At 64.7% G+C, this 25,257-nt stretch carries 29 protein-coding genes; 25 read left to right on the top strand and 4 right to left on the bottom strand.

The window, feature by feature from the left end; genetic code table 11:
- The gene (locus tag MNAB215_RS04250; protein ID WP_077077594.1) at window positions 1-990 is read left to right on the top strand and encodes a D-2-hydroxyacid dehydrogenase family protein; all 990 of its coding nucleotides are present in this window, start codon (window positions 1-3) and stop codon (window positions 988-990) included.
- Between the two features lie 31 nt (window positions 991-1,021).
- Here MNAB215_RS04250 and MNAB215_RS04245 read toward each other — a convergent pair whose 3' ends face one another.
- Together MNAB215_RS04245 and mftR are read right to left on the bottom strand one after the other, a co-directional pair.
- Window positions 1,022-2,062: a DUF2332 domain-containing protein gene (locus MNAB215_RS04245; RefSeq protein ID WP_077077593.1), complete on the bottom strand. Its 1,041-nt coding sequence runs from the start codon at window positions 2,060-2,062 to the stop codon at window positions 1,022-1,024.
- Window positions 2,059-2,655, bottom strand: coding sequence for a mycofactocin system transcriptional regulator (mftR, locus tag MNAB215_RS04240; protein WP_077077592.1), 597 nt, complete (start codon window positions 2,653-2,655; stop codon window positions 2,059-2,061). Before mftR ends, MNAB215_RS04245 begins: the two co-directional genes overlap by 4 nt.
- Window positions 2,656-2,743: 88 nt before the next feature.
- Here mftR and mftA point away from each other — a divergent pair, with 88 nt between their 5' ends.
- The 7 genes from mftA to mftG all read left to right on the top strand — a co-directional run bounded on the left by mftA (window position 2,744) and on the right by mftG (window position 9,353).
- A complete protein-coding gene (gene mftA / locus MNAB215_RS04235) occupies window positions 2,744-2,833 on the top strand; it encodes a mycofactocin precursor MftA (RefSeq protein WP_077077591.1) in 90 nt (29 codons plus the stop codon).
- Window positions 2,818-3,147, top strand: coding sequence for a mycofactocin biosynthesis chaperone MftB (gene mftB, locus MNAB215_RS04230; protein WP_217348904.1), 330 nt, complete (start codon window positions 2,818-2,820; stop codon window positions 3,145-3,147). Before mftA ends, mftB begins: the two co-directional genes overlap by 16 nt.
- On the top strand, window positions 3,144-4,346 hold the full coding sequence (mftC, locus tag MNAB215_RS04225; RefSeq protein ID WP_077077589.1) for a mycofactocin radical SAM maturase: 1,203 nt from the start codon (window positions 3,144-3,146) through the stop codon (window positions 4,344-4,346). Before mftB ends, mftC begins: the two co-directional genes overlap by 4 nt.
- Before the next feature lie 2 nt (window positions 4,347-4,348).
- Window positions 4,349-5,536, top strand: a complete 1,188-nt coding sequence (mftD, locus tag MNAB215_RS04220) for a pre-mycofactocin synthase MftD (protein ID WP_077077588.1) — start codon at window positions 4,349-4,351, stop codon at window positions 5,534-5,536.
- A 220-nt stretch (window positions 5,537-5,756) separates the two neighbouring features.
- Window positions 5,757-6,500: a mycofactocin biosynthesis peptidyl-dipeptidase MftE gene (gene mftE / locus MNAB215_RS04215; RefSeq protein WP_077077587.1), complete on the top strand. Its 744-nt coding sequence runs from the start codon at window positions 5,757-5,759 to the stop codon at window positions 6,498-6,500.
- The gene (mftF, locus tag MNAB215_RS04210; protein ID WP_077077586.1) at window positions 6,497-7,909 is read left to right on the top strand and encodes a mycofactocin biosynthesis glycosyltransferase MftF; all 1,413 of its coding nucleotides are present in this window, start codon (window positions 6,497-6,499) and stop codon (window positions 7,907-7,909) included. The genes mftE and mftF overlap by 4 nt, the downstream gene beginning before the upstream one ends.
- 7 nt (window positions 7,910-7,916) lie before the next feature.
- A complete protein-coding gene (gene mftG, locus MNAB215_RS04205; protein WP_077077584.1) occupies window positions 7,917-9,353 on the top strand; it encodes a mycofactocin dehydrogenase MftG in 1,437 nt (478 codons plus the stop codon).
- Between the two features lie 17 nt (window positions 9,354-9,370).
- Here the strand turns inward: mftG and MNAB215_RS04200 are convergent, their stop codons facing one another.
- Window positions 9,371-10,909, bottom strand: a complete 1,539-nt coding sequence (locus MNAB215_RS04200) for an MFS transporter (RefSeq protein WP_245830125.1) — start codon at window positions 10,907-10,909, stop codon at window positions 9,371-9,373.
- 185 nt (window positions 10,910-11,094) lie between these two features.
- On the opposite strand from MNAB215_RS04200, the gene MNAB215_RS04195 reads away from it, so the two are divergent.
- The 3 genes from MNAB215_RS04195 to MNAB215_RS29390 all read left to right on the top strand — a co-directional run bounded on the left by MNAB215_RS04195 (window position 11,095) and on the right by MNAB215_RS29390 (window position 13,359).
- Window positions 11,095-11,703, top strand: coding sequence for a TetR/AcrR family transcriptional regulator (locus tag MNAB215_RS04195; protein WP_077077581.1), 609 nt, complete (start codon window positions 11,095-11,097; stop codon window positions 11,701-11,703).
- Window positions 11,704-11,936: 233 nt separating this feature from the next.
- On the top strand, window positions 11,937-12,779 hold the full coding sequence (locus MNAB215_RS04190; protein WP_077077579.1) for a DUF4747 family protein: 843 nt from the start codon (window positions 11,937-11,939) through the stop codon (window positions 12,777-12,779).
- Window positions 12,769-13,359 (top strand): hypothetical protein, encoded by a 591-nt coding sequence (locus MNAB215_RS29390; protein WP_131829081.1) that lies wholly within the window; start codon window positions 12,769-12,771, stop codon window positions 13,357-13,359. The genes MNAB215_RS04190 and MNAB215_RS29390 overlap by 11 nt, the downstream gene beginning before the upstream one ends.
- A gap of 13 nt (window positions 13,360-13,372) precedes the next feature.
- On the opposite strand, the gene MNAB215_RS04185 is transcribed toward MNAB215_RS29390, so the two are convergent.
- Window positions 13,373-14,227: an IS1 family transposase gene (locus tag MNAB215_RS04185; protein WP_217348903.1), complete on the bottom strand. Its 855-nt coding sequence runs from the start codon at window positions 14,225-14,227 to the stop codon at window positions 13,373-13,375.
- Between the two features lie 161 nt (window positions 14,228-14,388).
- Between MNAB215_RS04185 and MNAB215_RS04180 the strand changes: the two genes are divergently transcribed.
- The 14 genes from MNAB215_RS04180 to MNAB215_RS04105 all read left to right on the top strand — a co-directional run bounded on the left by MNAB215_RS04180 (window position 14,389) and on the right by MNAB215_RS04105 (window position 25,257).
- Entirely contained in the window at window positions 14,389-15,429 is a 1,041-nt protein-coding gene (locus MNAB215_RS04180) for a ParA family protein (RefSeq protein ID WP_077077575.1), read from the top strand.
- 753 nt (window positions 15,430-16,182) lie between these two features.
- Entirely contained in the window at window positions 16,183-16,488 is a 306-nt protein-coding gene (gene rpsJ / locus MNAB215_RS04165; protein ID WP_003873519.1) for a 30S ribosomal protein S10, read from the top strand.
- Window positions 16,489-16,502: 14 nt separating this feature from the next.
- A complete protein-coding gene (gene rplC / locus MNAB215_RS04160; RefSeq protein WP_077077574.1) occupies window positions 16,503-17,156 on the top strand; it encodes a 50S ribosomal protein L3 in 654 nt (217 codons plus the stop codon).
- Window positions 17,156-17,830 carry a 50S ribosomal protein L4 gene (rplD, locus tag MNAB215_RS04155; RefSeq protein WP_077077573.1) on the top strand — a complete coding sequence of 225 codons (675 nt, stop codon included), beginning with the start codon at window positions 17,156-17,158 and terminating at the stop codon, window positions 17,828-17,830. The genes rplC and rplD overlap by 1 nt, the downstream gene beginning before the upstream one ends.
- Window positions 17,830-18,132 (top strand): 50S ribosomal protein L23, encoded by a 303-nt coding sequence (gene rplW, locus MNAB215_RS04150; protein ID WP_077077572.1) that lies wholly within the window; start codon window positions 17,830-17,832, stop codon window positions 18,130-18,132. The genes rplD and rplW overlap by 1 nt, the downstream gene beginning before the upstream one ends.
- 29 nt (window positions 18,133-18,161) lie before the next feature.
- Window positions 18,162-19,004, top strand: coding sequence for a 50S ribosomal protein L2 (gene rplB, locus MNAB215_RS04145; RefSeq protein ID WP_077077571.1), 843 nt, complete (start codon window positions 18,162-18,164; stop codon window positions 19,002-19,004).
- A gap of 18 nt (window positions 19,005-19,022) precedes the next feature.
- On the top strand, window positions 19,023-19,304 hold the full coding sequence (gene rpsS / locus MNAB215_RS04140; RefSeq protein WP_025738376.1) for a 30S ribosomal protein S19: 282 nt from the start codon (window positions 19,023-19,025) through the stop codon (window positions 19,302-19,304).
- The gene (gene rplV / locus MNAB215_RS04135) at window positions 19,301-19,837 is read left to right on the top strand and encodes a 50S ribosomal protein L22 (RefSeq protein ID WP_077077570.1); all 537 of its coding nucleotides are present in this window, start codon (window positions 19,301-19,303) and stop codon (window positions 19,835-19,837) included. Before rpsS ends, rplV begins: the two co-directional genes overlap by 4 nt.
- Window positions 19,837-20,670 (top strand): 30S ribosomal protein S3, encoded by an 834-nt coding sequence (gene rpsC, locus MNAB215_RS04130; protein ID WP_077077569.1) that lies wholly within the window; start codon window positions 19,837-19,839, stop codon window positions 20,668-20,670. The genes rplV and rpsC overlap by 1 nt, the downstream gene beginning before the upstream one ends.
- Window positions 20,671-20,673: 3 nt before the next feature.
- The gene (rplP, locus tag MNAB215_RS04125; RefSeq protein ID WP_077077568.1) at window positions 20,674-21,090 is read left to right on the top strand and encodes a 50S ribosomal protein L16; all 417 of its coding nucleotides are present in this window, start codon (window positions 20,674-20,676) and stop codon (window positions 21,088-21,090) included.
- A complete protein-coding gene (gene rpmC / locus MNAB215_RS04120; RefSeq protein ID WP_077077567.1) occupies window positions 21,090-21,323 on the top strand; it encodes a 50S ribosomal protein L29 in 234 nt (77 codons plus the stop codon). Before rplP ends, rpmC begins: the two co-directional genes overlap by 1 nt.
- Window positions 21,323-21,670, top strand: coding sequence for a 30S ribosomal protein S17 (gene rpsQ / locus MNAB215_RS04115; protein WP_077077566.1), 348 nt, complete (start codon window positions 21,323-21,325; stop codon window positions 21,668-21,670). The genes rpmC and rpsQ overlap by 1 nt, the downstream gene beginning before the upstream one ends.
- Window positions 21,671-21,820: 150 nt before the next feature.
- Window positions 21,821-24,172, top strand: a complete 2,352-nt coding sequence (locus MNAB215_RS04110; protein ID WP_077077565.1) for an arylsulfatase — start codon at window positions 21,821-21,823, stop codon at window positions 24,170-24,172.
- A 158-nt stretch (window positions 24,173-24,330) separates the two neighbouring features.
- On the top strand, window positions 24,331-25,257 hold the full coding sequence (locus MNAB215_RS04105) for a DUF4436 domain-containing protein (protein ID WP_077077564.1): 927 nt from the start codon (window positions 24,331-24,333) through the stop codon (window positions 25,255-25,257).

Raw genomic sequence — 25,257 nt, 5'->3', positions numbered from 1 at the left:
ATGCCCCGGGTGGCGATACTCGACGACTACGCCGGCGTGGCGCTGGAACTCGCCGACTGGTCCCCGGTGCAGAGCCGTTCCGACATCACCGTTTTCAACCGGCACCTCGGCGAAGCGGAGGCCTCCGGCGCGCTGCAACCCTTCGAGGTGCTGTGCACCGTGCGTGAGCGGATGGCGCTGCCGCGCACGCTCATCGAGCGGCTGCCGAACCTGAAACTGATCACCATCGTCGGCAGGAGTCTGCCGAACCTGGACATGGCCGCGGCCACCGAGCGCGGCGTGCTGGTCGCCCATTCCGATTTCGCCCATCCACGATTTCGCACCATCCGCGACGCCACTCCGGAACTCGCCTGGGGTTTGATGATCGCGACGGTGCGCAATCTCGCCGACGAACATCGCCGGATGCGCGACGGCGGGTGGCAGACCACGGTGGGCATGACGCTGGCCGGCAAAACGCTTGGGCTGCTTGGTCTCGGCCGGACCGGCAAACGCATGGCCGAATACGGAGGCGTGTTTGGTATGGAGGTCATTGCGTGGAGCCAGAACCTCACCGCCGAGGCCGCAGCGGCGGCCGGGGCGCGCCGGGTCGAGAAAGCGGAGCTGTTCGAACAATCCGATGTGGTCTCCGTCCACCTGGTGCTGTCCGAGCGCACCCGAGGACTGGTCGGCGAAACCGAACTGGCCCTGATGCGGCCACACACCTATTTGGTCAACACCTCCCGCGGCCCGATTGTCGATGAGAGCGCCCTGATCTCCGCACTGAAAACCGGGCGCATCGCCGGGGCCGGGCTGGACGTTTTCGACATCGAACCGCCTCCGGCCGATCATCCGTTGCGGCTGCTACCGAATGTGACGTTGTCGCCGCACCTCGGGTACGTCACCCGCGAAACACTGGCCGCCTTTTACGCGGACACCATCGAGGCCGTGGTGGCCTGGCTGGACGGGACGCCGATCCGGATCGCCAACCCCGAGGCGTCGAGCGCGGGCTAGTGCGCGACCTGGCCGCGAAGACCGTTGGTAATCAAGATGATTGCCAATTCACCGGCGGCCCGTGCGGGTGGCACTCGGCGAGGATCTCCAGCTCCCCGCCCGGCCAGCGACGGGCCCGCACCAGAAATCGTGGGTCGGATCCGTCGCGGGCGGGTTCCAGGGTGAGGTGCGCAAACGGCGACCGGGGATCGGCTTGTGCGCCCAGCGCGTTGACGCCGGCGCCGATCGCCTCGCGTTCACCGGCGGACAGGTACTGCCAGGTGATCGAGTGCCACAGCACCGTCAACGCGCCGTCGGTCAGCGTCAGGCCGGCGACCGCGTCGGCCGCGCTCTGGCGCACCAGCCGCACCGGGACGTTTCGGGCGACTGCGATCGCGCCGCGCAACCGGTCCAGTCTGGCCTCCTGGTCGGGCCAGACATAGCTCAACACCGTCAGCTCCCCGTCGCTGTGGGTCACGTCGATGGGCGCGATGTCATAACCGTGGCGTTCGGTGATCCGCAGAGCGGCCGCGGGCGGCAATGGGCCACGCCACGCGTTGTGGATGGTCACCGGCGAGTCGACCGGTCCCCATTCCCCGCCGGCGTGAGAGTAACGGTAGTGGTCGGCCCGCAGGTTCAGCCCGGCGCTCGACCCGATCTCGAAAAGCCTTATCGGAAAGCCGAATACGTGGTTAATGCGCAGGAGTCCGCCGATCAGGGCGGCAGCGCGGCCCACCTCGTTGGTCTGCGGCGGATGACCGAGTGCCGCGCGCAGCGCCTCGGTGTGGCTGGTGGCGGCGGCCGTGATCTGCGGCCAGGCCGACGGCGCGTCCCAGGTGCCGCCGGTGCTGGGATACCAGCGACGCAGTGCCGGGGCCCGTCCATCGAGAACCAACCGGTGCAGCCCACCGAGCAGCCGCAGCGGCACCGCGTGCCGCCCCGAATCTTCTTCGTGGCCAGACAAAATCGTCGCGAAGACGCCGCCGTCTTCGACATCGGCGGCTACCAGCTCACACAGATCGCCGTACATCGGTGAGCCGGAGCCCCTGCAGAACTGTCCCTGGGCCCGCAGGGTACCCAGTAGCTTTTTCATCGATCCAGGTCGTTCAGGCCGGTGGCGACCACGTCGAATGCGTCGGCGAGCGCTTCGGGCAATGTCACCGATTCGTCGCTGAGCCAATGCTCGTAGGCGCTCAGCGCGACCCCCAGCATCGTCCAGGCGACGGTTTGAGCCAGGGGGTCGGCGGTCTTGAGGTGCAGCCGGCGAGCCACGAAGCCGGCCATCACCTCGCGCCAGCCGGCGTACATGGTCATCGAATACGCCTGCAGTTCGGCGGTCTGCAGGATGACCCGCATGCGTTGGCGGTGCCGGACGGTCTCGGACTCGTCAAAGGTGTTGAACGCCAACAGCGCCGCGCGCAGTGCCGCACCTAACCGGACCCCCGGTTCGACGGCGTCGAGCAGGTCCTCGAGATGCGCGAGGTGGGTGTCGAAGTCGCCCCAGAGGATGGCGTTTTTCGACGCGTAGTAGCGGAACAGCGTGCGCCGCGAGATGCCGGCGGCCTGTGCGACATCGTCGACGCTCACCTCGCCGAAACCGTGGGTGGTGAAGAGCTCGATGGCGATGTCGGTGATGTGTTGTGGTGTCGTCGAGCGGCGCCGGCCCACTCGCGACTGCGGCGTCATCAGACCCGGCCTTCCATTGCGGCACTCGATGCCATATTGTGTCCAGATCGACCGATCATTGTCGAGTCCTAACGAGAGGCGGAGGCACATGGAGCACGAGACCCAGACTGACACCGAGCTTGTCACCGAAACTCTGGTGGAGGAAGTGTCCATCGACGGTATGTGCGGGGTCTACTGACCGTGCCTGCGCCCGCGCAGGCCCGACAGGGGAAAACCCTGTTCGACCCTGACCGCGGCTGGCGGTTGCACCCGCAGGTGGCGGTTCGGCCAGAACCGTTTGGCGCATTGCTGTACCACTTCGGCACCCGCAAGCTGTCTTTCCTGAAGAATCGCACCATCCTTGAGGTGGTGCGATCGCTGGACGATCATGCCGACGTCCGGTCCGCCTGCCGCGCCGCGGGTGTGGATGACGGCGGGTTGGGCCCCTATCTGCACGCGTTGGGCGTGCTGGCCGATTCCCAGATGCTGGTGCCCCGGGAGGACCATCAATGACAACAGCCGCCGTGCCCCGGCTGATCGAGCAGTTCGAGCATGGGCTCGAGGCTCCGATCTGCCTGACGTGGGAACTGACGTACGCGTGCAACCTGGCGTGCGTGCATTGCCTGTCCTCGTCGGGCAAGCGCGATCCGCGGGAGCTGTCCACCCGCCAATGCATGGACATCATCGACGAGCTGGAACGCATGCAGGTGTTCTACGTCAACATCGGTGGCGGGGAACCCACTGTGCGCCCGGACTTTTGGGAGCTTGTCGACTACGCGACCGCGCACCACGTCGGCGTGAAGTTCTCCACCAACGGCGTCCGGATCACCCCTGAGGTCGCCGCGCGGCTGGCCGCCAGCGACTACGTCGATGTGCAGATCTCGCTCGACGGGGCCACCGCCGAAGTCAACGATGCCGTCCGCGGCCCGGGGTCGTTCGCCATGGCGGTGCGCGCGCTGGAAAACCTGGCGGCGGCGGGCTTCTCCGACGCCAAGATCTCCGTGGTGGTCACCCGGCACAACGTCGACCAGCTCGACGAATTCGCGGCATTGGCAAGCCGTTACGGTGCCACGCTGCGGATCACCCGGCTGCGCCCGTCGGGACGGGGTGCCGACGTCTGGGAGGACCTACACCCCACCGCGGCCCAGCAGGTTCAGCTCTACGACTGGCTGGTTGCCAAGGGGGAGCGGGTGCTCACCGGTGACTCCTTCTTCCACCTGGCGCCGCTCGGCCAGTCCGGCGCGCTGGCCGGGCTGAACATGTGCGGGGCCGGGCGGGTGGTCTGCCTGATCGACCCGGTCGGCGATGTGTACGCCTGCCCGTTCGCCATCCACGACCGTTTCCTGGCGGGAAATGTGATGTCCGACGGCGGTTTTGACAATGTATGGAAGAACGCCCCGCTGTTTCGCGAGTTGCGCGAGCCGCAATCCGCCGGCGCCTGTGGCAGCTGCGGACACTACGACAGCTGCCGGGGCGGATGCATGGCGGCGAAATTCTTCACCGGCCTGCCCCTCGACGGCCCGGACCCCGAATGCGTCCAGGGGCATAGCGCGTCGGCGTTGACCCACGAGCGCGAGACGCCACGGCCTCGCGCCGACCACTCGCGCGGCCGTCCGGTCCGTCAACCGGTGCCACTCACGCTGTCCGTGCGGCCGTCGGTGCTCACGCCGGCCAGTCCGCCGGCGCGGCTGTGCAACGAAAGCCCGCTGTAACAATGGCCGCCGAATGGTTCGAAACGGTCGCCATCGCGCAGCAACGGGCAAAGCGGCGGCTACCGAAATCCGTGTATTCCTCCCTTATTTCGGCAAGCGAAAAGGGAATCACAGTCTCCGACAACGTCGAAGCCTTCAGCGAGCTTGGATTCGCCCCGCACGTCATTGGGGCGCTGGAGAAACGTGACCTGTCGACCACGGTTATGGGGCAGGATATTTCGCTTCCGGTGGTTATTTCTCCGACCGGTGTCCAGGCGGTCGATCCCGAGGGTGAAGTGGCGGTCGCCAGGGCTGCGGCGGCGCGCGGAACGGCGATGGGACTTTCGTCGTTCGCCAGCAAGCCGATCGAAGAGGTCATCGCCGCGAACCCCAAGGTCTTCTTCCAGGTGTACTGGCTCGGCGGGCGCGATGCGATCGCCGAGCGGGTGGAGCGCGCGCGAGCGGCCGGAGCGGTCGGGTTGATCGTCACCACCGACTGGTCGTTCTCGCACGGCCGGGACTGGGGCAGCCCCGCGATCCCGGAGGAGATGAACCTGCGGACCATCCTGCGGTTGTCCCCGGAGGCGGTCTTCAAGCCCCGGTGGCTGTGGAAGTTCGGCAAGACGCTGCGGCCACCGGACCTGCGGGTACCGAACCAGGGACGGCGCGGCGAGCCCGGACCTCCCTTCTTCGCCGCCTACGGAGAGTGGATGGGCACGCCACCGCCGACCTGGGAAGACATCGCCTGGCTGCGCGAGCTGTGGGGCGGGCCGTTCATGCTCAAGGGCGTGATGCGCGTCGATGACGCGAAAAGGGCTGTGGATGCCGGTGTTTCGGCGATATCGGTGTCGAACCACGGTGGCAACAACCTGGACGGCACACCGGCGTCGATTCGCGCGCTACCCGCGATCTCGGCTGCCGTCGGCGACCAGGTCGAGGTGTTGCTGGACGGTGGCATCCGCCGCGGCGGCGACGTCGTCAAGGCGGTGGCGCTCGGGGCGCGGGCCGTGATGATCGGCCGCGCGTACCTGTGGGGCCTCGCCGCGGGCGGGCAGACCGGTGTCGAAAACGTCCTCGACATTCTGCGTGGAGGTATCGACTCGGCGCTGTCGGGTCTCGGCCACGGTTCTGTTCACGACCTACGCCCCGACGACGTTCTCGTGCCGGCTGGATTCACCCGGGCACTCGGCGTGCCTGCCGGCGAGGGTTAGCCCACACAATTCCGGCTAAGTGGGGCAGCTTTACCGAGTTGTAAACCGGCGGAAAATTCGCCAGTCGAGGACTGGCGATCGGGGCGGGTAGCGAGCACAATGACGTCAGCGAAAATTGTTATACGCGTGGCAACCGTGACGGACGAGCCGAATTTCAGCCGTTCTATGAACGGCCCAGAAAAAAAATAACTTTGAAGGCGCAACAATTGGTGCACGCCAGGTGAATTCGGCCTACCATCACCGAGTGGCCGTACTCGGCGAATTAGGAACTGCGACGTCGAGCCAGCTATTAGGCACCCCGCCGTCGATTCTGATCCCGCTGGGGTCGACCGAGCAGCACGGTCCGCACTTGCCGTTGGACACCGACACCCGCATCGCGACCGCCGTCGCGCGAGGGGCGGGGACGAGTCTGCACGCCCGCCTCGGGCAGGAGTGGTTGGTCGCGCCGGCCATCGCCTACGGCGCCAGCGGCGAGCACCAAAGTTTCTCCGGAACGATCTCCATCGGCACCGATGCCCTGACAATGCTGCTGGTCGAGTACGGCAGGTCGGCTGCGTCCTGGGTCCAGCGTCTGGTGTTCGTCAACGGCCACGGCGGCAATGTCAGCGCGCTGCACACCGCGGCCGCGCAGTTGCGTGCCGAAGGCCGCGACGCCTCGTGGTGCCCGTGCATCGCCGTCGGTGGTGACGCCCACGCCGGCCACACCGAAACATCGGTGTTGCTGCATATCTCGCCGGGCGATGTGCGGACCGACCGGTGGCTCGCCGGCAACCGGTCGCCGCTGCCCGAACTACTGCCGTCGATGCGCCGCGGCGGAGTCGAGGCGGTCAGCCCCGTCGGCGTGCTGGGCGACCCGACCACCGCGACCGCGGCCGAGGGCAAGCGCATCTTCTCCGAGATGGTCGACGACTGTGTGCGTCGCGTCGGCCGGTGGTCACCCGACCCCGGCGGGATGCTGACATGAGTCAGCCCCGATTGCCGGACGGATTCGCCGTCCAGGTCGATCGCCGTGTCCGAGTGCTCGGCGATGGCTCTGCCCTGCTCGGGGGCTCGCCGACCCGGCTGCTCAAGTTGGCTCCCGCGGCCCAGGGCATGCTGTCGGACGGCCGACTGAAGGTACGCGACGACATCAGCGCTCAATTGGCCCGCACCCTGCTGGACGCCACGGTGGCGCATCCACGGCCGGCCGGCGGCCCGTCCCACCGCGACGTGACTGTGGTAATCCCGGTGCGGGACAACATTTCTGGTGTACGGCGCTTGCTCAGTCAACTGCGCGGACTGCGGGTCATCGTGGTGGACGACGGTTCGGCGTTCCCCGTCACGCCGGACGACCTGGCCGGCGCGCATTGCGACATCGAGGTGCTCCGGCACACCCGCAGCAAGGGCCCGGCGGCGGCGCGCAACACCGGCCTGGCGGCCTGCACCACCGCATTCGTCGCCTTCCTGGACTCCGACGTCTCGCCGCGCCGGGGCTGGCTCGAGGCCCTGCTCGGCCATTTCTGCGACCCCACCGTCGCCCTGGTCGCCCCGCGCATCATCGGCCTGGCGCACAGCGAGAACCTGGTGGCCCGCTATGAGGCGGTGCACTCGTCACTGGACCTCGGACAGCGCGAGGCGCCGGTGTTACCCCACAGCACGGTGTCCTACGTGCCCAGCGCGGCGATCATCTGCCGACGCTCGGCCATCACGGAAGTCGGCGGGTTCGACGAGAGCATGCAGTCCGGCGAGGACGTCGACCTGTGCTGGCGGTTGATCGAGGCCGGTGCTCGCCTGCGTTACGAGCCGATCGCGCTGGTCGCTCACGACCACCGCATTCAATTGCGAGACTGGCTGGCGCGCAAGGCATTCTACGGTGGTTCGGCGGCTCCGCTATCGGTGCGCCATCCGGACAAGACGGCCCCGGTGGTGATCTCAGGCTGGGCGCTGATGGCCTGGATACTCATGGCCGTCGGGACCAGCCTGTCCCAGCTGGCCTCGATCGTGGTCGCGCTGCTGACCGGTCGCCGGATCGCCAAGGCCATGCGCGGGGCCGAGACCTCGCTCGGCGACGTTGCGGTGATAGCGACCCGCGGCTTGTGGTCGGCGGCCTTGCAACTGGCCTCGGCGCTGTGCCGGCACTACTGGCCGCTGGCATTGCTCGCGGCTCTCACCTCGCGCCACTGCAGACGGGTCCTGGTGGTCGCGGCCGTCATGGACGGCGTGGTGGACTGGCTGCGCCGCCGGGACGGCAGCGGCGATGATGCGGAGCCGATCGGGCTGCTGACCTATCTGTTGCTCAAGCGCGTGGACGACCTGGCCTACGGCCTCGGTCTGTGGTGGGGCGTGCTGCGCGAGCGCAACCTTCGTGCACTCAAACCGCAGATCCGGACCTAGCCCCGCCTTGACCGCAGCCGCCTCGCACAGCGATGTGCTGATCGTTGGCGCCGGCAGTGCTGGATCGGTTGTCGCCGAACGCCTTTCCGCTGATCCCAGCCGCACGGTGACGGTCATCGAGGCGGGCCCCGACCCGTCCGAACCGGGCTTGCTGGCCCAGACCGCCAATGGTTTGCAGCTGCCGATCGGGGCCGGCAGCCCGCTGGTCCAGCGATACGAGACCCAGCTCACCGATCGGCCGGTTCGCCTGGCGCCTATCGTGCGGGGGGCGGCCGTCGGCGGCTCGGGTGCAATCAACGGCGGTTACTTCTGCCGCGGTCTGCCGCGAGATTTCGACCGGACCGCGATTGACGGCTGGGCCTGGTCCGACGTCGTCGACCACTTCCGCGCCATCGAGACCGACCTTGATTTCACCGGTCCCGCACACGGCGACAAAGGGCCCATCCGCGTCCGCCGTACTCGTGAAATGACAGGTGTCACAGAGGCTTTCGTATCCGCCGCGCAGCGGGCCGGGTTCGGATGGATCGCCGACCTCAACGACTGCGGGCCCCGGCCGGTTTCGGGTGTGGGAGCTGTCCCGCTCAACATCGTCGACGGTGTGCGCATCGGATCGGGTGCCGGATATCTGATCCCGGCCCTGCAGCGACCAAACCTGACGTTGCTGGCGCGCACCCAGGCCATGGAATTGCGTTTCGATGGGGCCTGCGCGGTGGGTGTCGACGCGCTCGGTCCGCAGGGCCCGATCAGCCTCAGTGCCGATCGAATCGTGTTGTGCAGCGGTGCAATTCAATCAGCTCATCTGCTCATGCTGTCCGGGGTCGGCGACGAGGCAATGTTGCGGGCTGCGGGCGTGCCGGTGGTGGCGCCCCTTCCGGTCGGCAGGTATTGCAGCGATCACCCCGAATGGGTGTTGCCGACCAACTGGACGGTCGCCACCGGACGGCCGGTGCTCGAGGTGGTGCTCAGCACCGACGACATCGAGATCAGGCCATACACCGGCGGCTTCGTCGCGATGACCGGCGACGGCACCCCGGGGCATCCCGACTGGCCGCACATCGGGGTGGCACTGATGCAGCCGCGAGCGCGGGGGCGCATCACCCTGCTCTCGCCGGATCCCGGTGTGCCGCCGCGCATTGAGCACCACTACGACAGTGAACCTGACGATGTCGCTGCGTTGCGCCGGGGCAGCGAACTGGCTCGCGAACTCGCTGGTGCGGCGACACATGTCGGGTCACCGCAGTGGGCGACGTCGCAACACCTGTGTGCCAGTGCCCCGATGGGCGTCGACGGCGACCCCCGGGCCGTCGTCGATCATCGGTGCCGGGTGCGCGGGATCGAGAACTTGTGGGTGATCGACGGCTCCATTCTGCCGAACATCACCAGCCGCGGACCGCATGCGACGATCGTGATGCTCGGCCATCGCGCCGCGCAATTCGTTGGCTGAGCGGTTTTTTCGGTCCGCTATCCGCGACCGGAGCGTATCCGGCGGATAAGGCGCAGCTGCTCGCCGTCACGGCCGGGAGCCCACAGCCCGATCAAAATCGCTGCCACGCCGACGATCACGGCCATCGCGATCGTGGAAGCATGCATGGCCGTCAGGAATGCGGCCTTGCTGACCTCGGCGAGCTTGGCGCCTTGCGGTCCCAGCTTGCCGGCCACCTCGACCGCCTTGGCCAGCGAGTCGGTGGCCGGGCCGCGGACGGCCGCGGGGAAGGCCGCCAACATCGGGGTAAGTTGGTGAGAATACTGGCCGGCCAGCACCGAACCGGCCACGGCGATGCCCAGCGCCCCACCCATCTCGCGTGAGGTGTCGTTGACGGCCGAAGCGACTCCCTGCTTTTCGTCTGGGACGGCGCCCATGATCGCTGAAGTGGTTGGTGCCGTGCATATTCCGATGCCGGTGGCGAGAATCAGTGTGGGCCAGGTGAAGTCGGCATAGGTCGAGTGCAGGCCCAGGCTGCAGACGCAGCCAAAGCCGATCGCCATCAGCAGCGTGCCGATGAACAGCACGAGTCGCAGGCCTAGTTTCGGGACATACCAGAACGACAGCGCCGAGAAGATGCCCAAGGGCACCATGAACGGGGCGAAGGCGATCGCGGTCTTCAACGGCGAGTAGCCCATGATCTGCTGGACGTACTGCATGCCGATATAAAAGAAGCCGAATGTGGCGCCGAACAGGATCACGATCGTGGCCACCCCGGTGGCGAAAAAGGGATCGCCAAACAGCCGTACGTCGAGAAGCGGGAATCTCCTACGCAATTCGACGACACCGAACACCGCCGCGATCACCACGCCAGCGGCAATGCCGCCCCAGACCAGGGGATCGCTCCAGCCCCGATCGGGTGCTTCCAGAATCGCGGCCACCGCGATCGCGACGGCCGCACCGATCAGCATCGCGCCGAGCGAATCGATTCGGGGAGCGGTCTTGTCGCGCGAGGGCGCGACGGTGCACGCCAAGACGAAGATCACCAGGCCCGCGATGCTCAGTGACCAGAAGATCGCGTGCCAATCCCAAAAGCGAAGCAGCAGGCCAGAACCGATCAGCCCGAACACACCGCCGGAGCCGGCGGTGCCGGCCCAGATGCCGACGGCCTTCATCCGCTCGTCTTTCGGATAGGCCACGGTCAGCAGCGACAGCGTCGCGGGCATCACGAACGCGGCGCCGATCCCCGCGATCGCGCGTCCCACGATGATCTGCACGGGGTCGTGCAATAGCGCCGGGGCCGCGGAGCCGAGCGCGAAAATCAGCAACCCGATGAGCAGCGCCCCCCGCCGGCCGTAGCGGTCGCCGAGCGCGCCGGCGGGCAGCAGCAGGCAGGCCAGCGCGACGGTGTACCCATCGACGATCCAGTTCAGTTGCGACTGCGTTGCCGAGGTGGCCACCGCGAGGTCGCCGAGTGCGGTGTTCAGCGCCGTCATCGATGCGACCACCAGCGCCACGCCCATGCAAGCCACGGCCAGCGTCCAAGCTCGCGCTCTGGGGCTATCGCCGATGCTCACCTGATCAGTACGCTGGTCAGGCTGAACGAGAATATCGACCATAAGAGGCGCCTCCTTTGGGCGGCGTACAAGATTTGAGACCAATGGTCTTGTAGGTAGACCGATAGTCTCGTTTCCAAACCGGGAGGTGGGTCACAATCGCCGAGGCGAGTACGGATCCGCGGCCGGCGCGCTCACGGGCGCGTTTGCTGGAAGCGGCCGCCACGCTGCTGCGTGCTGGGGGTCCCAGTGCGGTGACCGTCGATGCGGTCACGCGTACCGCCAACGTTGCGAGGGCGACCCTGTATCGCCACTTCCCGAGCGGAAATGACCTGCTGGCAGCGGCGTTCAACAGCCTGATCCCGCCGTCGCCGACACCGCCGGCCGAGGGCACGCTGCGCGATCGGCTGGTCGCGCTGGTGCTGGAGCAGGCCGAGAATGTGGCCCAGGCGCCTGCTCTTATGACGGCGATGTCCTGGTTGTCGCTGGGCCGCGATCTGGACGGCTTGCCCGAACCACGTCATGCCCGCTCTGCGGACAGCACCTCGATCACCACACTGCGCGAACGCATTGCCCAGCAGTACGCGGCCCCATTCGACGAGCTGTTCGACAGCCCGGAAGCGGCCGAATTGGGCGAAGTAGACCGATCCCGGGCCATCGCCCTGCTGATCGGGCCGGTGGTGCTGGGTCGGTTGTCCACCCTGCCGGACTTCGACTACCGGGAGTGTGCGCTCGCGGCCGTCGACGGGTTTTTGCACGTGCAGCGCGCCCAGGGCAGGGCTGCCGCGGCGACGATCGAATCGGCGGGTGCCTGAGGGGCCTGAAGTGGCGCGCTGACCAGTGCAAACACGGTCGCGCAAAACCGTGCCGCCGGTGTTTGCGGTAGTGGGTCAGTTTGAAAAGGTCAGTTTGAATGTTGACGCTTGAAAGACGCTCCCGTCGCCGAAGTGTTGGTGGGCCACGCGCGGTAACGAAAGCAATTCGTCCGTGTTGCAACACTCCGAAAATCGACACACTGGCCGCTTCTGCGACCATTAAGCTGCGGCGTATGGCGAAGACCGGGACGGGGCGCGTCTACGGTGTCCGATTCATCCCACCGGCGCAAATGGGCCTCTTCGGGAGCCCGACTGAGGCGTTGATCGCGAGACTGAGTCCCGGCAACCGAGTCACCCGTCGTGGTCGGGACTGGATTATCGGCCGCACGCAAACCGACGGTGGCGTGCTATCGGGGCGCCTCGGATTCGTGGCGGACGGTGCCGTAACTGAGGTTTGGGACGAAGGGGCGAAGGATTTTAGGGATGAAACCACCCAGCGAGGAGTAACTACGACGTTCGCCGTCAATATTGATCGGCTAACCGCTTTCATACAAGAGCGCACCCACATACCTATAAATTCTGCTATTACGGCTCTAGAGGAGATATTAAATGAGGGCCGCACTCAAAAAGATCTCCGCTGGTCTATTGAGAGCCGAAAGGGCACGCAGAGCCTACAGCGCTGGCTAGAGACTGTTGATAAGGTAACCGCAGTGCGCCTTACGGTTAGAAAGCCCAATCCGAGATGGCAAGACGCAAGGAATCTCCAAAAGATTATGGAGAACGCTGAGGCCGAGATCGCCAATATTGAACTTGAGAACCAGAATGGCATCGACATTAATTCTGACTTCATATCTGAAACCCAGAGTCATATTGATCGAGGTTACGGTGACGGCCGGTATGAGGGCGTTAGGACCGATGACGACGGCACCCACAAAACATCCTTCAGCACTCGCGTCGGTACCGAGGAGTTACATGATGAGGCACCGACAACTGAGTCCGGCGAGGTCGACGAGAGCGTCCTGAGGTCACGCCTAGCGGACGAGACCCAAAGCGAGGAGACTGGGGATGATGGTTGATCCGATCCCCGACCAGTATCCGCAACCAAACTGGCGAAAGACAGCCTGGTATAACGCCGTAGCCACGTCAGTTGGTTCTATCGTTCTGTCATGGGATTTTTGGCTGGGAATTATAGTAGGTACTGCAATAGCTGCGGGACCCACGTATAGTCCGCGTGTTGCCGATGCAACAGCCGCCATTCTAGGTGGGGTATCAGCCGTCGCGGCGACTCTAACATCCCTCGTCTTAATGGCAATGACGATTTTGGTGGGCGTCTTCGGTCCCGCCTACGTCAGGCTATTGAACCAATTACCTAGAGGATTACGGGGGGCTATTCGACCTTATCTAATTGTAATTGTGGTGTCAGTCTTCACTAGCTTGGCCGCACTGGCCCTTTGCATACTTTGGCCGCTAGTGTTAAAGCTCCCTCATGGAGCCGTCTGGGCACTTACTGCCGTGCCTTTTATCGGATTTGCATATGCCCTATTCGGCTGCGTGCAGGTCGTGGAACAACTAATTTCTCACGTCGAGAATAACAACAAAGCCAATCAACTTTCTGAGGCCAGAAATGCCGCCGAAAGAAAACGCGCGGCGGGCTGAGCTTGAGTCAGCCTTAGTCCAAAAGTCCCGCGATGTCGCGGCAGGTCCAGACCTGATTGGCAACTCCTGCGGCCATCGCAGGAGTCGTCTTACGGCCGTCGTTGGCCTTGGTGAGGGTTTGGTGGGGCCGCGCGAAGTTGTAGTACATGTAGTGCAAAGACACCGCATGGGCTAGGTTTTCTACTTTTTTGCTGAAGCCGTTGGATAGGCGGGTGAATCGGCGCATGCCCATTCGCATGGTGAGGTTTTGGCGCTCCACGTACGACGTGGAGACCTTATCCATGTCGGGATTGCCGTTGACCCTCCGAATGTCGATCCCGGTGCAGATGGCGGGGCTGTAGCGGCGTTCGTTGAACTCGGTGTCGGGGGACTCGTAGATCTTGTGCAGCTGCGCGTAGTCGATGTCCCCATGAAACGTCTTTTCCACCGCGTTCACGTACAGCCGTAGACCGTCGGTGGTGAGCTGCACGCGGTTGGAGAGCCGAGAAGCCAAATCCCGTATGAACACTTCAGCATCTTCGGCGGTGCGCTCACCCACCAACCAGGAGGGGACAAGTTTGGTGTCGGCGCAGATCGCCGTCCACGTCCACACGTCCCCGTAACCGAACTCCCCCTGGTGCTCATCGGGAATGTTCTTCTGCTTGCTGTAACAGAAGGACCAGATCTCGTCGGCCTGAATTGTGGTGCAGGGCAAGTCAAATAGCGCTGCGGCCTGGTATTCGCCGCAGGCACCGCCCAGCTCCACCAACAGTTTCGTGACGGTGTTCTTCGCGGCGCCGGTCACCCGCACCGTGGCGCGGATACTCATGCCCTCACACAAGCAGGACACGATCTGTGCCCGCTTGTCGGTGGAGAGCCGGTTAACCATACTGACCATTATGCTTGACCGATACCTGCAGCACAATAGATAACCTGCATATACTGCAGGTTATCTGTGAACCTGCATCACCTGCATGATATTGTGAAACCTGCACCCCCTGCGGGAAGCGGTTCCGCCAGCTGGCTCACGGTGCGCTTGGAGGAAACATAATGGTCAGCGACCTGGACCGCGTTCTGGCAATCCACAAGTCTGTCGTGGAAGACGGCTACACCCGAGCTGGAACCCCTCGCTATCGCACCTACGCGGTCTCAACCCTGCGTGGGGGCGTCGGTAAGTCGACGTTGTCCTTCAACCTCGCTCACGAATTGGCCAAGAAGCGGTCGTTGCTAGTCGCCGACCTCTGCGCCCAGTGCAATATGACCGAGGCGCTAATGCGCGACGAAGAAGAGCCGCCCGTCAATATCGTTCACGCTCTGCAGCCGGTGCTATTGGGTCCAGCATTCGGGACACCCCCAGCCGACGTCTCTTACCGGGTATCGAAGTACTGCGACTCGTTCAAGGCGGTCAAGCCGACGTGGGTCATCCCCGGTTCACCCGAGATGTTCGCGTTCCCGTCAACGCTGTATCAGCAACTCCAGATCGCGAATGCCCAAAGCAACCCGAAGGCCGTCAGCGCGTTGCTCGACTCGCTGAAGGTCGTCTTAGAAGGGCAGGCGAACGAACTCGGGGTTGAGGGAATCCTTCTCGACACCAGTCCCTTCTACGCCGGGGGCACACACCTTGCTTGGTGTGCTGCCGACGCGGTCGTCATCCCGGTTCGGGTGGATGAACACTCAATTGCCTCACTTGAGTTGACCCTGGAGTTGCTGTCGAACCCCAAAAAGGATTTTGAGACCTGGAACCGACGTGCCGGAGGTCGTTCTGCACCCCGCGTGGCCGCCGTGGTGATGACGATGGTGGGCTCCAAGAGCCAGATGCAGTCCACCCCCGACCGGGCATCTCGCATGTACATCGAGCGCGCGCTCTCCGTTGCGAACCGATACCCGAAGCTATTCGATGGCGACCCGACCGAATCCTTCGTGGTCACCGACGACTTCGTATCATCAGGCCGTATCAGCGGGGCCAAGAGCATTCCAATTTCAGAACTCAAGATTGGGAAGTTCCACACTGTTGATGGGAAGCGTCTTCAGGTCAACGGGTCGGTGACCAGGTATCAGCGGGAGCTGACCTACTTGGCCAGCGTCATTTAGTCGACCACCTAGACCGAGCAGCCCTCCGGGCTATCTCTGAGCGCTGTTCCGCCGTCAGTTTCTTCGCTCTTGCCCTTCCGCCCTTCAGGCCCCCCTTACGGCCCAACGCAACCGCAGCCGGGTCTTTTTCGGCAGTGACGTCCTGCACGAGTCGTGCAATACCCGCGAGTGCTTTCGTCTTGTCTGGGTCGAGCCAGGACAGGGATGGCAGCTCAGCGCACAGGCCGACCCATTCGTTGTCTTCGGCCGACCACTCCACCCGATACGTATACCTATCGGGTGTCTGCTCGGTGGCATCGTTAACGATGGACGCGGCCAGTGAGTTAAGGTCGCGTGGACGCTTTCTTGACCGGTCAGGCATGCCAACCATCATCCCACCAGAGCAGCCCAACCGGTAAATTACATGCCGTCAAACTGACCCACTACCGTGTTTGCCCGAGATTTGGTCAAACCCGCGATCTAAGGCATACTGTTCGGGTTGCCTTGCGCCGGGCTTGTGCCTGGTTGGGCATACGACCAGCGCCCAAACGGGCGCGTCCGGTCCCATCCTTGAACGCGACTAATTGTGGCCGCGAACGAGGCTGCGTAAGGGTGACACACCCGACCGCGGGTGCCGGTGGACCACGACAGGTAAACAGCGGCGCAGTATCCGGCGTGACGCTCGATCGGCCCGACACGGGCCGAGTCGAACGAGCGCGCCGGGGGCACCAGGCCCGGAACCCGGGCCTCAACAGGAGTGAAGGTAGGAGAAGCGTGGCGGGACAGAAGATCCGCATCAGGCTTAAGGCCTACGACCATGAGGCTATTGACGCGTCGGCGCGCAAGATCGTCGAGACCGTCGTCCGTACAGGTGCCAGCGTCGTAGGTCCGGTGCCGCTGCCGACCGAGAAGAACGTGTATTGCGTCATCCGCTCTCCGCATAAGTACAAGGACTCGCGGGAGCACTTCGAGATGCGGACACACAAGCGGTTGATCGACATCCTCGATCCCACGCCGAAGACCGTTGACGCGTTGATGCGCATCGATCTTCCGGCCAGTGTCGACGTCAACATCCAGTAGGAGATCCAGAACTCATGGCAAGAAAAGGCATTCTGGGTACCAAGCTGGGCATGACGCAGGTGTTCGACGAGAACAACCGGATCGTGCCGGTGACTGTGGTCAAGGCTGGACCCAACGTGGTGACGCGTATCCGCACCCCGGAGACTGACGGCTACAGCGCCGTGCAGTTGGCCTACGGCGAGATCAGTCCGCGCAAGGTCAACAAGCCGGTGACCGGCCAGTACGCGGCCGCCGGTGTGAACCCTCGTCGTCACCTCGCCGAATTCCGGCTGGACAACCCCGACGCGGCCGCCGAATACGAGGTCGGCCAGGAGCTGACGGCCGAGATTTTCGCCGACGGCAGCTACGTCGACGTGACCGGTACCTCCAAGGGCAAGGGCTTCGCGGGCACCATGAAGCGCCACGGCTTCCGCGGCCAGGGCGCCAGCCACGGTGCTCAGGCAGTGCATCGCCGTCCCGGCTCGATCGGCGGCTGCGCCACTCCCGCGCGCGTGTTCAAGGGCACGCGGATGTCCGGCCGCATGGGTAGCGACCGGGTGACCGTGCAGAACCTGTTGGTGCACAAGGTCGATACCGAGAACGGCGTGCTGTTGATCAAGGGTGCGGTCCCCGGCCGCACCGGTGGACTCGTGGTGGTCCGCAGCGCGGTCAAACGAGGTGAAAAGTAATGGCAGTCAAGACATTAAAGATCGAGGTCAAGACACCGGACGGCAAGGTCGACGGCTCCGTCGAGCTGCCCGCCGAGTTGTTCGATGCGCCGGCCAACATCGCGTTGATGCACCAGGTGGTTACCGCGCAGCGCGCGGCGGCCCGGCAGGGAACGCACTCGACCAAGACTCGCGGTGAGGTCAGCGGCGGTGGCCGCAAGCCGTACCGGCAGAAGGGAACCGGACGCGCCCGGCAGGGTTCGACGCGGGCTCCCCAGTTCACCGGTGGTGGCGTCGTGCACGGCCCCCAGCCGCGCGACTACTCCCAGCGCACGCCCAAGAAGATGATCGCGGCCGCATTGCGCGGCGCGCTGTCCGACCGGGCACGCAACGGACGCATCCACGCGATCACCGAGCTGGTGTCGGGTCAGACCCCGTCCACCAAGAGCGCCAAGGCTTTTCTGGACACGCTGACCGATCGCAAGCAGGTGCTGGTCGTCATCGGCCGCAGCGACGCGGCCGGCGAGAAGAGCGTGCGCAACATCCCCGGTGTGCACATCCTGGCGCCCGACCAGCTCAACACCTATGACGTGTTGCGTTCGGACGACGTGGTGTTCAGCGTCGAGGCACTCAACGCCTACATCGCCGCGCACACCGGCGCCGGCACGGCTAGCACCGAGGAGGTTTCGGCCTGATGGCGACCGTGACTGACCCCCGCGACATCATCCTGGCTCCGGTCATCTCAGAGAAGTCCTACGGGCTGCTCGACAACAACGTGTACACCTTCGTGGTGCGCCCCGATTCGAACAAGACGCAGATCAAGATCGCCGTCGAGAAGATCTTTTCCGTCAAGGTCGAATCGGTGAACACGGCGAATCGGCAGGGTAAGCGCAAGCGCACCCGGAGCGGATTCGGCAAGCGCAAAGGCACCAAGCGCGCGATCGTCACGTTGGCGCCGGGTAGCAAGCCAATCGACCTTTTCGGAGCACCGGCCTAGCCGGGCGCGAGAGAGAGATTTGATCAGACATGGCAATTCGTAAGTACAAGCCGACGACCCCGGGTCGTCGCGGCTCGAGCGTCTCCGACTTCGCCGAGATCACTCGGTCGGAGCCGGAGAAGTCGCTGGTGCGCCCGTTGCACAGCAAGGGTGGGCGCAATGCCCACGGGCGCATCACTACTCGTCACCAGGGTGGTGGCCACAAGCGCGCCTACCGGGTGATCGACTTCCGCCGCAACGACAAAGACGGCGTCAACGCCAAGGTCGCGCACATCGAGTACGACCCCAACCGGACCGCCAACATCGCGCTGCTCCACTTCCTGGACGGCGAGAAGCGCTACATCGTTGCCCCGCTTGGGCTCTCGCAGGGTGATGTGGTGGAGTCGGGCGCCAACGCCGACATCAAGCCGGGCAACAACCTGCCGCTGCGCAACATCCCGGCCGGTACGTTGGTGCATGCCGTGGAGCTGCGACCGGGCGGTGGCGCCAAGCTCGCGCGCTCGGCCGGGTCGAGTATCCAGTTGCTCGGTAAAGAAGGCACCTACGCGTCGCTGCGTATGCCCAGCGGTGAAATCCGCCGCGTCGATGTCCGTTGCCGCGCCACGGTCGGCGAGGTCGGCAACGCCGAGCAGGCAAACATCAACTGGGGCAAGGCCGGTCGTATGCGGTGGAAGGGCAAGCGCCCGTCCGTCCGTGGTGTCGTGATGAACCCGGTGGACCACCCGCACGGCGGTGGTGAGGGTAAGACCTCTGGTGGCCGTCACCCGGTCAGCCCGTGGGGCAAGCCGGAGGGCCGCACCCGGCACCCGAACAAAGCGAGTAACAAGCTCATCGTCCGGCGCCGGCGCACCGGCAAGAAGCACGGTCGCTAGGAAGTCGAGGAATAGTAGATGCCACGCAGTCTGAAAAAGGGACCGTTCGTCGACGACCACCTGCTCAAGAAGGTGGACGTGCAGAACGAGAAGAACAGCAAGCAGGTCATCAAGACCTGGTCGCGTCGTTCGACGATCATTCCGGACTTCATCGGCCACACCTTTGCGGTGCACGACGGGCGCAAGCACGTCCCGGTCTTCGTCACCGAGGCGATGGTCGGGCACAAGCTCGGTGAGTTCGCCCCGACGCGCACCTTCAAGGGGCACATCAAGGACGACCGAAAGGCCAAACGGCGATGAGCGCCACCACTACTGAATTTCCGTCGGCGACGGCCGTAGCACGGTTTGTGCGGGTGTCGCCGACAAAGGCACGCCGGGTCATCGACCTGGTGCGTGGTAAGTCGGTGACCGACGCGCTGGACATCCTGCGCTGGGCCCCGCAGGCCGCGAGCGAGCCGGTCGCCAAGGTGATCGCCAGCGCGGCGGCCAACGCGCAGAACAACAATGGGCTTGACCCGGCGACCCTCGTAGTCGCCACCGTCTACGCGGACGGTGGTCCGACCGCCAAGCGCATTCGACCGCGCGCCCAGGGCCGCGCGTTCCGGATCCGCAAGCGCACCAGCCACATCACCGTCGTGGTGGAAAGCCGTCCGGCCAAGGACCAGCGGTCGGCCAAGTCGGCCAGGACACGTCGCGCCGAGGGTAGCAAGGCCGCCGCGAAAGCGCCGGCGAAGAAGGCCCCGGCAGCCAAGAAGGCTCCTGCCAAGACGGCCGCCAAAAAGGCGCCCGCCACAACGTCTGAGACTTCTGAAGCGAAGGGAGGCTCAGACTAGTGGGCCAGAAGATCAATCCGCATGGGTTCCGGCTGGGCATCACCACCGACTGGAAGTCGCGCTGGTACGCCGACAAGCAGTATGCCGACTACGTCAAGGAAGATGTCGCGATCCGGCGGCTGCTGTCCACCGGCCTCGAGCGCGCCGGGATCGCCGACGTTGAGATCGAGCGCACCCGGGATCGGGTTCGGGTCGACATCCACACCGCCCGTCCCGGCATCGTCATCGGGCGCCGCGGCACCGAGGCCGACCGGATCCGTGCGGACCTGGAGAAGCTGACCGGCAAGCAGGTCCAGCTCAACATTCTCGAGGTGAAAAACCCTGAGTCGCAAGCACAATTGGTGGCCCAGGGTGTCGCCGAGCAGTTGAGCAACCGCGTGGCGTTCCGCCGCGCGATGCGCAAGGCCATCCAGTCGGCGATGCGCCAGCCCAACGTCAAGGGCATTCGGGTGCAGTGCTCGGGCCGCCTCGGCGGCGCCGAGATGAGCCGCTCGGAGTTCTACCGTGAGGGCCGCGTGCCGCTGCACACCCTGCGTGCCGACATCGACTACGGCCTCTACGAGGCCAAGACCACCTTCGGCCGGATCGGTGTGAAGGTGTGGATTTACAAGGGCGACATCGTCGGCGGCAAGCGCGAATTGGCGGCCGCCGCGCCGGCGGGCGCCGAGCGTCCGCGTCGCGAGCGTCCGTCGGGCACCCGTCCGCGCCGCAGCGGCGCTTCGGGTACCACGGCAACCAGCACCGAGGCTGGACGGGCCGCGGGTGCCGAGGAAGCCGCCGCACCGCCGGCCGACGCTGCGCCCGCAGTGGAACCGCAGAGCACGGAGAGCTGAATCATGTTGATTCCCCGCAGAGTTAAACACCGTAAGCAGCACCACCCCCGCCAGCGTGGCATCGCCAGTGGCGGCACGGAGGTGAACTTCGGCGACTACGGGATCCAGGCCCTCGAGCACGCCTACGTCACCAACCGGCAGATCGAGTCCGCGCGTATCGCCATCAACCGGCACATCAAGCGTGGCGGCAAGGTGTGGATCAACGTCTTCCCGGACCGCCCGTTGACCAAGAAGCCCGCCGAAACCCGGATGGGTTCGGGTAAGGGCTCACCAGAGTGGTGGGTGGTCAACGTCAAGCCGGGTCGGGTGCTGTTCGAGCTGAGCTACCCCAACGAGCAGACCGCCCGCGAGGCGCTGACCCGGGCTATCCACAAGTTGCCGATCAAGGCACGCATCATCACCCGAGAGGATCAGTTCTGATGGCAGTGGGCATTTCGCCTGGCGAACTGCGTGAGCTCACCGACGAAGAGCTGACCGAACGCCTGCGCGAATCCAAAGAGGAGCTGTTCAACCTTCGGTTCCAGATGGCGACCGGACAGCTCAACAACAACCGTCGGCTGCGCACGGTGCGTCAGGAGATCGCGCGTGTATACACCGTCCTGCGGGAACGGGAACTCGGTTTGGCTTCCGGGCCAGACGGTAAGGAATTGTGATGACAGAAGCCAAGAAGGCAGCGCCGAAAGCCGCGCCCAAGGGTGACGCTGGGTCAAAGGACAAGGGCCCCAAGAACACTCCGGCCAATCCGAAGACGCGTGGTCGTCGCAAGACGCGCATCGGCTATGTGGTGAGCGACAAGATGGAAAAGACCATCGTGGTCGAGCTCGAAGACCGTATGCGTCACGCGCTGTACGGCAAGATCATCCGGACCACCAAGAAGGTCAAGGCGCACGACGAGGACAGCACGGCCGGGGTCGGCGACCGCGTCTCGCTGATGGAGACGCGGCCGATGTCGGCGACCAAGCGCTGGCGGCTCGTCGAGATCCTGGAGAAGGCGAAGTAAAAGCCAGGTAGTCACCAAGCAACGGCAAAACGCCCGAGACCCTACGGTCTCGGGCGTCTTGCTTTGCCGAGCTGGGGCACCGCCCGCTTGCGGGGGAGCCGCCACCGCGAAAAAAGATCGGAATTTTCGCAGTGGCGCTACGCTCGGCGCATGTCCCCTGAATTCAAAGGCAAGATCGAGCTGGATATCCGCGATTCCGAGCCGGACTGGGGTCCGTACGCGGCGCCGACCGCGCCGGAGAATGCGCCGAATGTCCTCTACCTGGTCTGGGACGACACCGGCATCGCAACCTGGGACTGCTTCGGCGGCTTAGTCGAGATGCCCGCGATGACGCGGATTGCCGAGCGCGGGATACGGCTGTCGCAGTTCCACACGACCGCACTGTGCTCGCCGACCAGGGCGTCGCTGTTGACCGGTCGCAACGCCACCACGGTGGGCATGGCCACCATCGAGGAATTCACCGACGGTTTCCCCAACTGCAACGGGCGCATTCCGGCCGACACCGCGCTGCTTTCCGAAGCGCTCAACGAACGCGGCTACAACACCTACTGCGTCGGCAAGTGGCACCTGACGCCACTCGAAGAATCCAGCATGGCCTCGACCAAACGGCACTGGCCGACCTCGCGTGGCTTCGAGAGGTTCTACGGATTCCTGGGCGGTGAGACCGACCAGTGGTACCCCGACCTGGTCTACGACAACCACCCGGTGAACCCGCCGGGCACACCCGAGGACGGCTACCACCTGTCAAAGGACCTCGCCGACAAGACCATCGAATTCATCCGTGACGCCAAGGTGATCGCGCCCGACAAGCCGTGGTTCAGCTACGTGTGCCCCGGCGCAGGGCACGCGCCGCACCACGTCTTCAAGGAGTGGGCCGACAAGTACGCCGGCACGTTCGACATGGGCTACGAGCGCTACCGCGAGATCGTGCTGGAAAAGCAGAAGGCGTTGGGGATCGTCCCGGCCGACACCGAATTGTCGCCCGTCAACCCGTATTTGGATGTCAAGGGACCGAACGGCGAACCCTGGCCGATGCAGGACACCGTGCGGCCGTGGGAGTCGCTCAACGACGAAGAGAAGAAGCTGTTTTCCCGGATGGCCGAGGTGTTCGCCGGCTTCCTGAGCTACACCGATGCGCAGATCGGCCGCATCCTGGACTATCTCGAGGAGTCCGGCCAGCTGGACGACACCATCATCGTGGTGATCTCCGACAACGGCGCCAGCGGTGAGGGCGGTCCCAACGGGTCGGTGAACGAGGGCAAGTTCTTCAACGGCTATATCGACACCGTCGAAGAGAGCATGAAGCTCTTCGACCACCTCGGCGGGCCGCAGACCTACAACCATTACCCGATCGGCTGGGCGATGGCCTTCAACACGCCCTACAAGCTGTACAAGCGCTACGCCTCGCACGAGGGTGGCATCGCTGACACCGCAATCGTCTCCTGGCCCAACGGGATTGCCGCACACGGCGAGGTCCGCGACACCTATGTCAACGTCGCCGACATCACCCCGACGGTGTATGACCTGCTGAACATGACCCCACCGGAAACCGTGAAGGGCATTCCGCAGAAGCCGCTTGACGGCGTGAGTTTCAAAGCGGCCCTTGCCGATTCAAATGCCAAGACCGGCAAGCAAACCCAGTTCTACACGATGCTCGGCACGCGCGGGATCTGGCATCAGGGCTGGTTCGCCAACACCGTGCACGCCGCCTCGCCGGCGGGCTGGTCGCATTTCGACACCGATCGCTGGGAACTCTTTCACATCGAGTCCGACCGCAGTCAGTGCCACGACCTGGCCGCCGAGCAGCCCGAGAAGCTCGAGGAGCTCAAGGCACTGTGGTTCTCCGAAGCCGCCAAGTACAACGGACTACCGCTGGGCGATCTCAACATGATGGAAACGCTGACCAGGTTCCGGCCCTATTTGGTCGGCGAACGGGAAAGCTACGTCTACTATCCCGATTGCGCTGACGTCGGGATCGGTGCCGCGGTCGAGATTCGCGGCCGCTCGTTCGCGTTGCTGGCCGACGTGACCGTGGATACCACGGGCGCCGAAGGCGTGCTGTACAAGCAGGGCGGTGCCCACGGTGGGTACGTGTTGTTCATCCAGGACGGACGCCTGCATTTCGTCTACAACTTCCTCGGCGAACGCCAGCAGCTGGTTTCGTCGTCGGCTGCGGTCCCGTTGGGCAGACACCTGTTCGGCGTTCGTTATTCGCTGAAGGGCACGGTGCCGGGCAGCCACACGCCGCTCGGTGACGTCACCCTCTATATCGACGACGACATGGTCGGCACGCTCGCCGATGTGACCAGCCACCCGGGGACGTTCGGGTTGGCGGGCGCAGGCATCACCGTCGGACGCAATGGCGGGTCCGGGGTGTCCAGCCGCTATAAAGCCCCGTTCACGTTCACCGGCGGGACCATCGCCAAAGTCACCGTCGACGTGTCCGGGCGCCCCTATGAAGACGTGGAATCCGAACTTGCGCTTGCCTTCTCGCGTGACTGAGCTCTGTGAACGCAACTCTGGCCCGCGGTAGCTTCGGCGCCGCGGGCCGACGCGGGGGAGATATTGTGCCGGACAATAGGCGCCGGAAAACCGCACCGAACTGCTAGCGTTTCGGGTTGGCTAGGAATTGTTGGTTCTACTGATGGTGGGGAGGCCCCATGACAACCGAAGCTCCGCCAGTGCCGCCGACGCCCGATTCGCGAGGACGACGCATCGCGATTGCCTTCGGGGTCATTGTGGCCGTCATCGTCATCTACGTCTTGTCCCTGATAGCCGTGCATCTGCTGGCCAAGTCGGCGCCCCCGCTGCCCGCCGTGGACTTCAGCAAAATCGAGGCCGACGACAGCGTTGTGTCGGTCCACATCGAGAAGCTGGACACCGTCGCCAACCGCCTGACGGTGAATGTCCTTGTATACCCTAAGGATTCGCTGTACGACAAGAACTTCGGCGTGCTGACCACCGACGCGGCCGTACGGTTGTATCCCGAGAACGACCTGGGCGACCTGCAGTACCCGGTGGGAAAGGCGCCGGCGCAGGTGAGCACCACCATCGAGGCACGTGGTGACCCGGGCAACTGGCCGTTCGACTCCTACAAGACGGATGTGCTCGCCGCCGATGTGTTCACCGGGTCCGGGCCGTCCAAGGAAAAGACGTTTGCGCGTGTCGAAATAACGGGAAAGTTGGACGGCTGGGACGCCAGTGCCACTCGGGTCCACGACCCGGAGGATGCCAACCCTGATTCTCTGGACAACGTGGTCATCACGTTGCACCGGTCCAAGGGGCCGCTGATCTTCGACCTCGGCATCATCCTGGTCCTTGTCGCCTTGCCCGCGCTGGCGTTGTGGGTGGCCATTCCCATGGCGTTGGGCAGGACATCGTTCGTCCCGCCGTTCATAACCTGGTACGGCGCAATGGTGTTCGCCATCGTCCCGCTGCGAAATATCCTGCCCGGCTCCCCGCCGCCTGGCTCGTGGATCGACCAGGCCGTGGTGCTGTGGGTGCTGATAGCGCTGGTGACAGCGATGGCCCTGTTCGTGTACGCCTGGTGGCGAAATCGGGATCGGAAATCGCCGAAAAAGACCTAA

It is taken from the genome of Mycobacterium numidiamassiliense, from assembly GCF_900157365.1.
In the GTDB taxonomy this organism is placed as follows: domain Bacteria; phylum Actinomycetota; class Actinomycetes; order Mycobacteriales; family Mycobacteriaceae; genus Mycobacterium; species Mycobacterium numidiamassiliense.
This window is presented reverse-complemented; position numbering and strand designations above follow the sequence as displayed.

Bases quoted from the DNA above. Each gene is read 5' to 3' on its own strand.
- rpmC (WP_077077567.1), top strand. From the start codon at position 21,090: ATGGCAGTGGGCATTTCGCCTGGCGAACTGCGTGAGCTCACCGACGAA.
- MNAB215_RS29390 (WP_131829081.1), top strand. From the start codon at position 12,769: ATGATGGTTGATCCGATCCCCGACCAGTATCCGCAACCAAACTGGCGA.
- rplV (WP_077077570.1), top strand. From the start codon at position 19,301: ATGAGCGCCACCACTACTGAATTTCCGTCGGCGACGGCCGTAGCACGG.
- MNAB215_RS04110 (WP_077077565.1), top strand. From the start codon at position 21,821: ATGTCCCCTGAATTCAAAGGCAAGATCGAGCTGGATATCCGCGATTCC.
- rplD (WP_077077573.1), top strand. From the start codon at position 17,156: ATGGCAGTCAAGACATTAAAGATCGAGGTCAAGACACCGGACGGCAAG.
- mftD (WP_077077588.1), top strand. From the start codon at position 4,349: ATGGCCGCCGAATGGTTCGAAACGGTCGCCATCGCGCAGCAACGGGCA.
- MNAB215_RS04180 (WP_077077575.1), top strand. From the start codon at position 14,389: ATGGTCAGCGACCTGGACCGCGTTCTGGCAATCCACAAGTCTGTCGTG.
- MNAB215_RS04250 (WP_077077594.1), top strand. From the start codon at position 1: ATGCCCCGGGTGGCGATACTCGACGACTACGCCGGCGTGGCGCTGGAA.
- MNAB215_RS04105 (WP_077077564.1), top strand. From the start codon at position 24,331: ATGACAACCGAAGCTCCGCCAGTGCCGCCGACGCCCGATTCGCGAGGA.
- rpsS (WP_025738376.1), top strand. From the start codon at position 19,023: ATGCCACGCAGTCTGAAAAAGGGACCGTTCGTCGACGACCACCTGCTC.
- mftA (WP_077077591.1), top strand. From the start codon at position 2,744: ATGGAGCACGAGACCCAGACTGACACCGAGCTTGTCACCGAAACTCTG.
- rplP (WP_077077568.1), top strand. From the start codon at position 20,674: ATGTTGATTCCCCGCAGAGTTAAACACCGTAAGCAGCACCACCCCCGC.
- rplW (WP_077077572.1), top strand. From the start codon at position 17,830: ATGGCGACCGTGACTGACCCCCGCGACATCATCCTGGCTCCGGTCATC.
- MNAB215_RS04190 (WP_077077579.1), top strand. From the start codon at position 11,937: ATGGCGAAGACCGGGACGGGGCGCGTCTACGGTGTCCGATTCATCCCA.
- mftR (WP_077077592.1), bottom strand. From the start codon at position 2,655: ATGACGCCGCAGTCGCGAGTGGGCCGGCGCCGCTCGACGACACCACAA.
- rplC (WP_077077574.1), top strand. From the start codon at position 16,503: ATGGCAAGAAAAGGCATTCTGGGTACCAAGCTGGGCATGACGCAGGTG.
- mftC (WP_077077589.1), top strand. From the start codon at position 3,144: ATGACAACAGCCGCCGTGCCCCGGCTGATCGAGCAGTTCGAGCATGGG.
- rplB (WP_077077571.1), top strand. From the start codon at position 18,162: ATGGCAATTCGTAAGTACAAGCCGACGACCCCGGGTCGTCGCGGCTCG.
- rpsQ (WP_077077566.1), top strand. From the start codon at position 21,323: ATGACAGAAGCCAAGAAGGCAGCGCCGAAAGCCGCGCCCAAGGGTGAC.
- mftF (WP_077077586.1), top strand. From the start codon at position 6,497: ATGAGTCAGCCCCGATTGCCGGACGGATTCGCCGTCCAGGTCGATCGC.
- MNAB215_RS04245 (WP_077077593.1), bottom strand. From the start codon at position 2,062: ATGAAAAAGCTACTGGGTACCCTGCGGGCCCAGGGACAGTTCTGCAGG.
- MNAB215_RS04185 (WP_217348903.1), bottom strand. From the start codon at position 14,227: ATGGTTAACCGGCTCTCCACCGACAAGCGGGCACAGATCGTGTCCTGC.